9 protein-coding genes are annotated in these 11553 nt (G+C 71.3%); 4 read left to right on the top strand and 5 right to left on the bottom strand.

Annotated elements, in window-relative coordinates; translation table 11 throughout:
- Positions 1 to 30: 30 nt before the first annotated feature.
- The 3 genes from E1269_RS22325 to E1269_RS22335 are packed head-to-tail and all read right to left on the bottom strand — an operon-like array spanning position 31 to position 3382.
- Positions 31 to 981, bottom strand: a complete 951-nt coding sequence (locus tag E1269_RS22325) for a carbohydrate ABC transporter permease (RefSeq protein WP_131898668.1) — start codon at positions 979 to 981, stop codon at positions 31 to 33.
- A complete protein-coding gene (locus tag E1269_RS22330; RefSeq protein ID WP_131898670.1) occupies positions 978 to 1979 on the bottom strand; it encodes a carbohydrate ABC transporter permease in 1002 nt (333 codons plus the stop codon). The genes E1269_RS22325 and E1269_RS22330 overlap by 4 nt, the downstream gene beginning before the upstream one ends.
- Positions 1979 to 3382, bottom strand: a complete 1404-nt coding sequence (locus E1269_RS22335) for an ABC transporter substrate-binding protein (protein ID WP_131898672.1) — start codon at positions 3380 to 3382, stop codon at positions 1979 to 1981. The genes E1269_RS22330 and E1269_RS22335 overlap by 1 nt, the downstream gene beginning before the upstream one ends.
- Before the next feature lie 237 nt (positions 3383 to 3619).
- Between E1269_RS22335 and ggh the strand changes: the two genes are divergently transcribed.
- Together ggh and E1269_RS22345 are read left to right on the top strand one after the other, a co-directional pair.
- Complete coding sequence (ggh, locus tag E1269_RS22340) at positions 3620 to 4960, top strand: glucosylglycerate hydrolase (RefSeq protein ID WP_131898737.1); 1341 nt, start codon at positions 3620 to 3622, stop codon at positions 4958 to 4960.
- Complete coding sequence (locus tag E1269_RS22345) at positions 4944 to 6119, top strand: MGH1-like glycoside hydrolase domain-containing protein (RefSeq protein WP_131898674.1); 1176 nt, start codon at positions 4944 to 4946, stop codon at positions 6117 to 6119. The genes ggh and E1269_RS22345 overlap by 17 nt, the downstream gene beginning before the upstream one ends.
- 8 nt (positions 6120 to 6127) lie before the next feature.
- Here E1269_RS22345 and E1269_RS22350 read toward each other — a convergent pair whose 3' ends face one another.
- Positions 6128 to 6727, bottom strand: coding sequence for a GDSL-type esterase/lipase family protein (locus E1269_RS22350; RefSeq protein ID WP_131898676.1), 600 nt, complete (start codon positions 6725 to 6727; stop codon positions 6128 to 6130).
- 96 nt (positions 6728 to 6823) lie between these two features.
- Here E1269_RS22350 and E1269_RS22355 point away from each other — a divergent pair, with 96 nt between their 5' ends.
- Positions 6824 to 7987 carry an ROK family transcriptional regulator gene (locus tag E1269_RS22355; RefSeq protein ID WP_131898678.1) on the top strand — a complete coding sequence of 388 codons (1164 nt, stop codon included), beginning with the start codon at positions 6824 to 6826 and terminating at the stop codon, positions 7985 to 7987.
- 76 nt (positions 7988 to 8063) lie between these two features.
- On the opposite strand, the gene E1269_RS22360 is transcribed toward E1269_RS22355, so the two are convergent.
- A complete protein-coding gene (locus tag E1269_RS22360; protein WP_131898680.1) occupies positions 8064 to 8744 on the bottom strand; it encodes a hypothetical protein in 681 nt (226 codons plus the stop codon).
- A 395-nt stretch (positions 8745 to 9139) separates the two neighbouring features.
- On the opposite strand from E1269_RS22360, the gene E1269_RS22365 reads away from it, so the two are divergent.
- The gene (locus E1269_RS22365; RefSeq protein ID WP_131898739.1) at positions 9140 to 11533 is read left to right on the top strand and encodes an AAA family ATPase; all 2394 of its coding nucleotides are present in this window, start codon (positions 9140 to 9142) and stop codon (positions 11531 to 11533) included.
- Positions 11534 to 11553: the final 20 nt, after the last annotated feature.

Genomic DNA, 11553 nt, shown 5'->3' on the forward strand with positions numbered 1-11553 from the left:
GGGTGCGTGCGCCGACACCCGCCCCGGCGGCTAACCCTTCTCCGCGCCGGCGGTCAGCCCAGCGACGAGCAGCCGCTCGGTGGCGAGGAACACGATGATGATGGGCAAGGTGATGATGACGGACCCGGCCATGAGGACGGTGGTGGGCACCTCGATGCTGCCGCTGAGCTGCGACAGCCCCAGGGAGACCGTCCACCGGTCCCTGTCCTCGATGAGGAACAGCAGCGCGAACAGGAACTCGTTCCAGGCGATCATGAAGATGAACAGCGCGTTCGCCATGATCGCGGGCATGGCGAGGGGCAGGCTGATCCGCCACATGATGCCCAGGCGGCCGCACCCGTCGATGGCCGCCGCCTCCTCCAGGCTGACGGGGATCGTGTCGAAGTAGTTGCGCAGCATGTAGATGGCCACGGCGACGATCTGCGACACGTACACCAGCAGCAGCCCGACCAGCTCGCCTCGCAGCCCGACCCGGCTGAAGAACACGAACAGCGGCACCGCGAGCAGGATGCTGGGGAACAGGTAGACGGAGAGGAACAGCGCGCTGACCTGACGGTGCCCGAAGAACCGCAGCCGGCTGACGGCGTAGGCGCCGGGCAAGGCGATGAGCAGCGTCAGCGCCACCGTGCCCAGCGCCACCATGGCGCTGTTGGCCATGAAGCGCAGGAACCCCTGGCCGCCTTCCGAGCCCGGCCGCAGGACCTCCGCATACGTGCTCAGGTCCAGCTCACCAGGGGAGATGATCAGCGTGCCGGGGTCGCGGAGCACCTCGTCGAGCGAACGCACCGACAGCAGGATCATGTAGTAGAAGGGGAACAGCGTCACCAGGAGCAGCGTCGCGATGACCACCCACCGCAGCACCCGGAACAGCCGGGTCTCGACGGTGTCGCGGCTGTAGCCTCGGCGCGTCGTGCTTCGGGTCGTGGCCCGGCTCCCGGCGGTGTCGGCCCGCCCCAGCGGGCGACTGGTCACGTCGCTCATGCGGACGTCTCCTCCCGGGTGGCGAACCGTCGCAGGTAGAGGCCGACCAGCAGGGCCAGGATGACCGCCAGCACCAACGCCTGCGCCGAGGCCAGGCCGATGTCGCCGCGGGCGGTCAGGAAGTTGAACACGCGGACGCTGATGACCTCGGTGCCGGCCCCGCCGCCGGTGAGCAGGTAGATGTCGTCGAAGCTGTTGAACGTCCAGATGAACCGCAGCACGGCCAGCACCGCGATGGTGGGCATCAGCTGCGGCAGGATGATGTACCGGAATCGCTGCGTCGGGGTGGCGCCGTCGACGCGTGCCGCTTCCTCCAGCGTAGCCGGGGCGGCCTGCAGCCGGGCGGTCAGGAACAGGAAGGCGAAGGGGAACGACCGCCACGCCTCGAACGCGATGACGGTCATCAGCGCGACCGGAAGACTGATGTCCAGGCCCAGGATCGACACCGATGCGCTGCGCTCACTGAGGAACGCGACCGGCGCGTCCCATCCGAAGAACTCCACACCCAGCTCGTTGACCACGCCGAACTGCGGGTTCAGCATGGTGCGCCAGGCGAACGTCACCGCGACCACCGGCGCCACGTACGGCAGCAGCACGGCCGCCCGCACGAACGTGCGGCCACGGAACGCGCCACGCAGCGCCAGCGCCGCCACCAGCCCGAAGAGGATCGCCAGCCCGGTGCCGAACACCGAGTACGCCAGCGTCGTGAGCAGGGATGGGACGAAGTCGTCGGACTGCAGGACCGCACGGACGTTGTCCAGTGTCAGCGGGTCGAAGATGCCTGCCCTGCGCAGGTTCAGCAGCCGCACGTCCTGGAAGGCCAGCAGGATGGTCCACAGGATCGGGACCACCACCACGACCAGAACGATGATCAGCGTGGGCGTGATCAGCGCCAGGCCGGCGCGGGCCTCGGCCCGGCGGAGCGAGCCGTGCGCCCGCCCCGCCCCGGACCTGCCACGTCCTCGGCGGTCCGTCCGCTCCGGAGCGCCAGCGGTCATCACAGCCCACCCGCGATCTGCTCCACCGCCTCCTGGGCCTGCGCGGCCGCATCCTCGGCGCTCACACCCTCCGTGGTGACGGCGCTGACGGCCTGCTGGACCGGCGCCTCACCCACGACGGCGGTGATCAGGTCGCCCTGGCCCTGGGTGATCGCCCAGCGGTCGAGCTGGTCCAGGCCGCCGGCGAGCTGCTCGAGCACCTCGGGACCGTAGAAGTCGCTCAGCGGCGCCTTGCGGTCCACGCCGGCCGGCAGCGTCCCCCACGCGTCCACGTACTCCGTCGGCGAGTCCTCGCTGCCGGCCCGCACGGGGTACTTGCCCTCGGGGGCGATGGCCATCCAGTCCACGTAACCGTCGCTCATCATGTACTCGACGAAGGCCGACGCGGACTCGGTGGCCGAGTCGGCGATGACCGACCACGAGACCACCTGGCCGAACTGTGCCGGCTCGTCGCCGTCCGGACCCTGAACGGCCGGCACGATGCCGGTGTTGCTGGCGAGGAACGCCGGATCGGTCTGGCACTCCGGGCAGCTGGGCAGGGCGTCGTCACGCAGACCGGCCATCTCGTCGAGCACGAACGTCGACCAGACCATCATCGCGGCCTGGCCGGCGAAGTAGGTCGCTCGCACGGTGTCGACGTCCTGCGCCCCGGCCACGGAGTAGTTCGAGATCAGGTCGCCGTAGAACTCGAAGGCGCCGACGCACTCGTCGCTGCCGATGGTGACCTCACCCTCGTCGTCCACCAGCTGACAGCCGTTGGCGAGCGCGATGTGCTCGAACGTCTGCTGGGTGAAGGCATCGCCGGGGCTGGTCGCGCCCACGAACCCGGCCATGCCTGGAGCGTTCAGGGTCTGCGCGGCCTCGGTAATGGCCTCGAAGGTCTCCGGTGGCTCCAGGCCGGCAGCCTCGAAGAGGTCGGTCCGGTAAAGGAGCAGCTGCACCCACGACGTATCGGGGACGGCGAGCTGCGCGTCGTCCTCGCCGCGGGTCAGCTCCAACGCGCGCTCGGCGAACGTGTCCTCGCCCAGCCCTTCGATGATCGCCGCGTTCGCCTCGGTGTCGGCGAGGTCGCCGGACCCCAGGGTACGGACCGCCTCCAGACCCAACGAACCCATGACGTCCGGCAGCTCGCCGGCCGCGGCGGCCGACGACAGGACCTGGTTGAACTGGTCCTCCGCGACACCGACGAGGTCCACCTCGATCCCGGTCTCGGCGGTGAAGTCGGCGATGATCGCCTCGGTGGCGGCCACCCTGTCCGGCAGGGTGTCCGTGGTCCACACGGTGATCGGCTCGGTGGATCCGCCGTCGCCGGACCCACCGTCGTCGCCGTCGTCTCCGCACGCCGAGACGGCCAGTAGTGCCAGACCGGCCGCGGCGGCCGCCAGGCGGGTGCTGCGCTTCATCGGTGCCTCCTCGTGTGATGTCCAGGGGCGCCGTGCTAGCCGCGGCCCGTCGCCCGGCATTGGACGGCACTCAGCAGTGAACTCTCTTTTTTGCGTGATCGCAAGACTCTTTTTGCCTATTGACAGGACTAAGTGGTGTCGGGTTGCATCACAGATGTGGTTCACGAGACGACGGACAGCAGCAGGGACGGCGAGCGCCCGGACCCCGAGACGGTGGCGCTCCGGGCCACGACCGACCTGTGGCGACCGCCGGAACTGGCCGCCCGGGCCGCCTACGTGATCCGCGGCAACAGCGCCGGGGCGATGACCCGCGCGGCGCCCGACCTGTACCCGCACCAGTGGAGCTGGGACGCGGCGTTCGTCGCCGTCGGACTGGCCCACGTCGACGTCCCGCGGGCCTGCGCCGAGCTCGACTCGCTCTTCGCGGGCCAGTGGCGCACCGGCATGATCCCGCACATCGTCTTCGACCCGTCCGAGGAGGGGTACTTCCCCGGGCCGGACCGGTGGGCCTGCGCGGAGCTGACCGACGACGCGCCGAGCAGCCCGCGCACCAGCGGGATCTGCCAGCCACCGGTCCACGCGCTCGCGGTCGAGCGGATCGGGGAGATCGCCGAGGCACACGGCGGCGCGGCGGCGGAGCACTACCGGGACTGGCTGCCCGGGGCGTACGACCGGCTCCTGGCCTGGCACCACTACCTCATCCGCGAACGCGACCCGCGGGGAGACGGGCTGCTCACCATCTACCACGGCTGGGAGAGCGGCATGGACAACTCCCCGCGGTGGGACCCGGTGTATGCCCGGGTCGTCGTCGGCGCCGACCTGCCGTCGTACACGCGCCGCGACACCGCCGTCGTCGCCGACGCGAGCCAGCGTCCCGACCCGGCGGAGTACGACCGGTACCTCTGGCTGGTGGAGCGGTTCAAGCAGGCCGGCTACGACGCCGCCCGGATCCGCCGGAACGCGGAGTTCCTCACCACGGACGTCTTCGCGTCAGCCGTCTTCGCCGTGGCGAACGAGGCGCTCGCTCATTTGGCCCGGCGGCTTGGCCGTCCGGAGCACGACGAGCTGCTGGCCGCGGCCGAGCTGTTCCGCCGTGGCGTACTCGGCGCGCGCGACGTGCGGTCCGGGCTGGCGTTGGACACCGACCTGCTGACCGGCGCACCCGTCCGGGTCGAGACGATCGCCGGCTTCGCGCCGCTGGTCAGCGGCGGTCTGGACACCGGCGCCGAGCGAGGGCTGCTGGAGCTGCTGCGGTCGCCGCGGTGGACCGGCCACCCGGACCTGCCGCACCCCGTCGTCCCGACCACGAGCCCCGCATCACCGGACTTCCGTCGCCGGGCCTACTGGCGAGGACCGAGCTGGCCGGTGATGAACTGGTTCCTCGCGTGGATGCTGAACCGGCGCGGCGCCAAGGACACCGCCGCGTCACTGCGCACAGCGGCCCTGGCGGAACTCTCCGACGGCTCGTTCGCCGAGTACTACGAGCCGCTGACCGGCGAGCCGCTCGGCAGCGTCGACCAGTCCTGGAGCGCCGCCGCCACCCTCGACCTGGTGCTCGCCCATGACTGGCCCGACTGAGACCGCGGCCCTCGCGACGCGCGTGCGGGCGCTGCTGGAGGCGCATTGGGACCCCGCCCGCGGCTACTGCGTCCCGAATCCCTCGACCTACCCGCACCTGTGGCTGTGGGACTCCTGCTTCCACGCGGTGATCTGGGCGCACCTCGGCGACGACCGGGCCGTCACCGAGCTGACGGCCGTGCTGGACGGACAGCTCGCCGGCGGGCTGGTGCCGCACATGCGCTATGGCCCCGAGCCCCCGGACGCCTGGCTCGGGCCGCTGCCGACGTCGTCGTCGCTAACCCAGCCGCCGATGTTCGGGCACGCCGCGCGGGTGCTCGCGGCGCACGGGCTGACGGTGGGCCCGGACGTCCTGGAACGGGCCCGGCGTGGGCTGGACTGGCTGTGGGAGCACCGCCGCGCGCCCGACGGCCTGCTCTACATCGTGCACCCCTGGGAGGCGGGCAACGACCACTCGCCGCGGTGGGACGACTGGGGCGCGCCCGGCCGGACCGCCGCCGACTACGACCGCGCCGCCCGCAGCGCCTGGAACGCCGCCCGCGTGCACGACCTCGCCTTCGCCGCCGACGGTGCCGCCACCTGGTCGTCGTCGTTCGTCGTCGAGCCGGCCGCCTTCAACGCCTACGTCGCGTTCAACCTCGCCGAGCTGGCCGACGTGCTGGACGACGACGAGCTGGCCGGGCGGGCCCGCGAGCTGGCCGAGGCCAGCGACCGTCTGCTGTGGGACGGCGAGTCGGCACTGTGGGCGGATCTGCCTGTCGTCGGGGGCGGGCCGTCGGCGCGCATCCCGATCAGCGACGGCGTCATGGGCGCGCTGGTCACCGGCAACGCGGGCAAGGCCCATGCGGCCCTGGACCAGCTCACCCGGCCGGACCGCTTCGGCGCACCGGCCGGACCGGCCAACGTGGCCCGCAGGCACCCGTCGTACGACCCGGGCATGTACTGGCGCGGCGCGGCCTGGCCACACCTGAACTACCTCCTCCACCTGGCGCTGCGGCGGTGGGGGCGCGACGACGAGGCCTCGGCGCTGGCCGCCCGGACCCGGGAGATCTCGGCGGCCAGCGGATGGGCCGAGTACTGGCACGCCGAGACCGGCGCACCGCTGGGTGCCGTGCCGCAGAGCTGGACCGGCCTGGCGCTGGCGATGGACGAGCGATGACGCGGCCGTCAGGCCTGTTGCCGTGCCGCCGGCCGAACGGTGGCACCAGGTGCGACGGCGGCGCCGGCGGCCCGGGCGACGGCGTCGTGCCCGGCGTCGTTGGGGTGGACGGCGTCGTCGTCGAGCATGGTGTACGGGTCCCAGCCGTCGACACGAGCCGCGATCGCCCGGTCGAAGCGGGCGGCGACCTCGCGCAGGACATCGTTGTAGCGGTCGACGGCGTCGTCGGAGCCCCGGTCGTGCGGCGGATAGCCGGAGTAGTCCAGCAGGCGCGGCTGCTCGACGAGCACGACGTAGGCCCCCGGCGCCGCCGTCGTCACCGCGGTGACGATCTCGCTCAGGGCGGCGCGGTACCGATCGATGCCGTCGGGCGACAGGCCGTTCAGGCGGGCGTCGTTCAGGCCGGTCATGATCAGGAACGCGGCGGCCGGCGGCGGGGGCTGACGGCGGACCAGCTCGGCGGTCTCGGTGCTGGCCGTGCCGCTGACGCCGCGGTTGTCGGCGTCGAGGCCGAGGGCGCGTGCGGTCAGGTTCACCAGGCGCGTCGCCACCGACGAGGCGCCGGCGCCGCCCACCCACGAGTGCCCGTACGCCGTCAGAACCCGCATGTCCGTCCCTCTCTCGCCGTGTCCCTTCGATGTTAGGGGTGCGCTGACGGACGAGAATGCGGTGTACACGGGGAGCGGGCCGAGAGGGGGTCAGGCATGAGTGGATCGGCCGGGCGGCTGCTGGAGTTGATCCGTACCGGCGCTGCCACGACGAGGCGTGAGCTGCTGGAACACACCGGACTCTCCCGCTCGACGGTCGCCGCGCGGGTCGACCAGCTCATCGCGGCTGGGTTCGTGCGGGAGGCCGTGACCGAGACCGGTGCCCGCGGCCGGCCGACCGCGGTCCTGGCCTTCGACCAGCGGCACGGAGTGGTCCTGGCGGCGGACCTCGGCGCCCGGCACGCTCGCGCCACCGTCTGTGACCTCGCCGGCACCCATCTGGCGGAGACGACCCGGACGCTGCGGATCGCCGACGGGCCCGACGCGTGCCTGGGCTGGCTGCAGAAGGCGTGGCAACAGCTGCTGGAGCAGGCCGGCCCGGACCTGCCGCCGGTGGTGGGCGCCGGCGTGGGCGTGCCCGGCCCCGTCGACGTCGGGTCCGGCCGCCCGGTCCGGCCGCCGATCATGCCCGGCTGGCACGACCACCCGATCAAGGAGCGGCTCCAGGACGCGTTCGGCGTGCCGGCCCTCGTCGACAACGACGCCAACCTCATGGCCCTCGGCGAGCACCTGGCCGGGCCGCCGTCGTGCACGTCCCTGCTCTTCGTGAAGGTGGCCACCGGGATCGGGGCCGGAGTGATCGTCAACCGGCAGCTCGTGCGGGGCCTGCACGGCGGCTCCGGCGACATCGGCCACGTCCGCATCACCAGCGACGGCGACGGACCGTTCTGCGCCTGCGGCGCCCGCGGCTGCCTGGCCGCCAGCGCCAGCGGCGGCGCCATCGCCCGCATCCTCGCCGAACAGGGCGCGCCGGTCACCTCCAGCAGGGAGGCCGTCGACCTGGCACACACCGGCGACCCGCGCGCGGTGGCGCTGCTGCGACGCTCGGCGCTGCAGATCGGCGACGTGCTCGCCACCGCGGTGAGCCTGCTCAATCCCGAGCTGCTCGTGGTCGGCGGCGACGTGATCCGCGCCAAGGAGCACTTCATGCCCGCCCTGCAGGAGCGGCTGTATCAACGCACCCAGCCGCTGGCAACCCAGGACCTCCAGGTCACGACCAGCGCCCTCGGCGATCGCGCGGGCACCTCCGGAGCGGTCGCCATGGTGGTCGACTCGGTCTACTCCCCCGCGGCCGTGGATCGAGCGCTCGCAGCGTCCTGACCATCGCCCGGACGTCGACGTAGCCCGCCGCCGGCGCCGCACGCCGTAGCGCATCGAGCCGGTGTCGTACCTGGACCTAGGCTTTGCGGCCCATCGCGGCTGGCGGGCCTCGACGTATCAGCAGCAGGATGCCGATCAGCAGGGAGGGGAGGTAGTGGAAGGCGGGCAAGGTGTCCCCGGCGCTTAGGAAGTGCACCAGCGTCGCCGCGCTGATGGCGGCAGTGGCCCAGCCGGCCCAGGCCGAGACCAGCCCGGCCAGCACCAACGAACCGCCCAACGCGGCCAAACCCAGGCAGCCGAGCACGATGTAGATCTGAAACAGGCCCGACCCCCACCGAGCCAATGGCTGGTAGTAGGTCGGCACGGCGCCTGTCAGCACGGTTTCCTGTGCCGCACTCACGGTAACGGTGGACCTGAACGCGGTGAAAACCAGCCACAGGAGTGCCGCGAGCAGCAACCCGGTGAGGGCGATCCGGGACAACAGCCGTTCCTCGACCCGCTCGAGCATGGTCGTGACGATCGTCATCCCAAAGATCAGAAGCACTACAGCGGCGCCCATGAGGACGTTGGCCCACCGCCAGGCGGCCGAGTTGTCCGCTACGGCCTCCAGGTGCTCTCGCACCGGCAGCGTGAAGATCTCGGCGTTCCCGTTTCCGCCCACCAACGGCAGCGTCGCGCCGATCGCGAAGGAGGCGAACGCCAGCACGAGGAGCGCACCGGCAAGCCGGTCCTGGCTGGCACCATCGAGTCTGGCCACGCATCCTCCTGGGGTGTTCCAGCAGCACGTGCGGTTTCGCGGCCAGCCGTACGCGGGTGGGTTCCGCGTCCTTGCTGGCGTCTGGTCCACGACTTTTCGCCGACCAGGCACCTTATCGCAGCATTCTCACACCGTGGCCCCGAAGTGATCACGTTCAGCAGGATCACCCGAGCCTCACCATGATTGCGAGCATGGTGTGACACGAGATCTCGTGCTGAACGTGATCATTTCGGAGTACCGCGCACCTACGGAAGCAGCAGAAGGGTCACAATTGAGCAGGTGTCGTGGCTGGACCTACGCTGCACTCCACCAGATCGAATGACCGGAGGTGCGATGCCCGCGGGTGTCAGCCGGGCGGCGGCGTTCGGCCGCGCCATCGATCGAGTCCCACGGTGATGCCGGCACCACGGCTGGTCCTCACCGAGGAGTTCGAACGCGCGCTGACGCTCCTCGGCGAGGGACGCAACCTCTTCCTCACCGGCAAGGCCGGGACAGGGAAGTCGACCCTCATCCGCCACTTCATGGCGGGGTCCGACCGGCGCGTCGTGGTGGCGGCGCCGACGGGGATCGCGGCGTTGAACGTCAACGGCTACACGATCCACCGGCTCTTCGGCTTCAACGCGACCACCGACCTCGACGCGGTGCGAAACGGCACCTACCGGCCCGGCCGGTTCGCCAAGACCCTGAAGTCCGTCGAGACGCTCATCATCGACGAGGCGTCCATGGTTCGCGCCGACCTGTTCGACAAGCTCGTCATCGCCCTCGAACGCTTCGGGCCGGAGCCAGGCACGCCGTTCGGTGGCGTCCAGGTGGTGCTCGTCGGCGACCTCTTCCAGCTCCCACCGGTCGTCCGGGCGAGCGAGTCGGAGTTCTTCACGACTCGCTACGACTCCCCGTACTTCTTCTCGGCCGACCGGTTCACCCGGGAGGACTTCCCGACCGTCGCGCTCACGACGGTGTTCCGCCAGCTCGGCGACGAGCGGCTGACCACCATCCTCAACGCCGTCAGAGAAGGCGTCCTCGTCCAGAAGGCCCAGGATGAGATCAACACCCGGACCGACCCGGACTTCGTCCCGCCCGACGACGAGTTCTGGCTGACCCTGGCGCCCACCAACCGCATCGTCACCGCGCGGAACAGGGAACGCCTCGAACGTCTCTCCGGTGACACCTTCGTCCACCACGCCGCGACGTTCGGCGACCTGAGCCTGTTCGATCCACCCGTGGAGGAGGTGCTGCGGTTCAAGGCGGGTGCGCAGGTGATGATGCTGAACAACGACGTCTACGAACGGTGGGTCAACGGGACCCTCGGCCGCATCACCGAGGTCCGGCGGGACGCCGACGGCCTCGTGGTCGCCGTCGAGTTCCCGGACGGCTCCATCGCGGACGTCGCGCCGTACACCTGGGAGGCGACCCGCCCGGTCGTCGACGGCGGCAGCCTGCGGCACGAGATCATCGGCACGTTCACGCAGCTGCCGTTCAAGCTCGCCTGGGCCGTCACCATCCACAAGAGCCAGGGGCAGACGCTCGACCGCCTGGTCGTCGACCTGACCGGCGGAGCGTTCGACTTCGGCCAGGTCTACGTCGCCCTGAGCCGCTGCACGTCGATGGACGGCCTGGTGCTCAAGCGCCCGGTGCTGGCCAAGGACCTCAAGGTCGACCGGCGCATCGTCCGGTTCCTGCGCGCGTCGACCGCCGCCGAGCACGCGACACGATCGTGCGCCGTCGCCATGCTGACCGTCGGAGGCGAGGGTCGGCTGTCCCGGCCGCGGCCGGTCGAGATCGCCGTCGCGTTCGACGACGGGTCGGCCATCAGCACCCTGGTGAACCCGCAACGCGACCTGGCCGAGGCCCGTGGCTCCTACGCGATCTCCGTCGACGACGTCCTCCTGGCCCCGACCCTGGCCGAAGCGTGGTCCGTGCTGGCACCGCTGCTCGACGGGCACACCCCGGTCGGTGTCCGCACCGACGAGACGCTCGGGCTCATCGACTTCGAGCTCAAGCGACTCGGCACCGTGGCGCCGTTGCCGCTCGGTGCCGACCTACCGCCCTTGCGACTGACGGACGGCGAGCGGCTCGGCCTGTCCGCCCCGACCGCTCTCGAACGAGCGCGTGCGGCCATGGAAGCCCACCGGCGCCTGGGACGAGGCGACGCGAGCGCCAGCGCCTTCGACCTCGGCGAGACCATCGAGGCCGGCACGAGCTACCTCCTGACGCGCGACCCGGACGCCGAGCCGCCTGCCAGCCCGGCGCTGCCGACCCTGTCCGCACTCGTCGATGTCAGCAGGACGCTGAGCCAGGTCATCCTGCGCGGCTCGGCGAGCGAGGGCGGCGGGTTGTCGACCGCCGCCCGCGAAACCTACTCGGCCCTCCGCGAGGTCGTCACCGAACGCCTGGCCTCGGTCGTCGAGCGGTCGGCGGGCCTGCCCCCGGTGCTCGTGGACCGGCTGCGGCGGCTCGAGCAGGTCCTCGAGATCGACGTCGACTCCCTCCTGGCCGACCTCACGAGCGACGGCCCCGGAATCGACGCGGTGCTCGCCGCAGGCGCCCGCGTGTGCTTCACCGGGACGGCTCGATCACCGGACGGGCGGACCGTCGACCGGGAGGAGATGAAGGCCACGGCGGCGGCACGCGGACTCGTCCCCGTCGACTCCGTGACCAAGACGAAGTGCGACGCCCTCGTGGTGGCCGAGCTCGGCACGCAGTCGGGCAAGGCCCGCAAGGCCAAGGATCTCGGCAAGCCGGTCTTCTCCGCCGACGAGTTCTTCGCCTGGCTCGCGACGACGACGTGAGCCTGGAGCTCCGGAAGCGG

The sequence above is a fragment of the Jiangella asiatica genome, assembly GCF_004349065.1.
In the GTDB taxonomy this organism is placed as follows: Bacteria; Actinomycetota; Actinomycetes; order Jiangellales; family Jiangellaceae; genus Jiangella; species Jiangella asiatica.

Bases quoted from the DNA above. Each gene is read 5' to 3' on its own strand.
- E1269_RS22325 (WP_131898668.1), bottom strand. From the start codon at position 981: ATGAGCGACGTGACCAGTCGCCCGCTGGGGCGGGCCGACACCGCCGGG.
- E1269_RS22355 (WP_131898678.1), top strand. From the start codon at position 6,824: ATGAGTGGATCGGCCGGGCGGCTGCTGGAGTTGATCCGTACCGGCGCT.
- E1269_RS22335 (WP_131898672.1), bottom strand. From the start codon at position 3,382: ATGAAGCGCAGCACCCGCCTGGCGGCCGCCGCGGCCGGTCTGGCACTA.
- E1269_RS22350 (WP_131898676.1), bottom strand. From the start codon at position 6,727: ATGCGGGTTCTGACGGCGTACGGGCACTCGTGGGTGGGCGGCGCCGGC.
- E1269_RS22365 (WP_131898739.1), top strand. From the start codon at position 9,140: ATGCCGGCACCACGGCTGGTCCTCACCGAGGAGTTCGAACGCGCGCTG.
- E1269_RS22345 (WP_131898674.1), top strand. From the start codon at position 4,944: ATGACTGGCCCGACTGAGACCGCGGCCCTCGCGACGCGCGTGCGGGCG.
- E1269_RS22330 (WP_131898670.1), bottom strand. From the start codon at position 1,979: ATGACCGCTGGCGCTCCGGAGCGGACGGACCGCCGAGGACGTGGCAGG.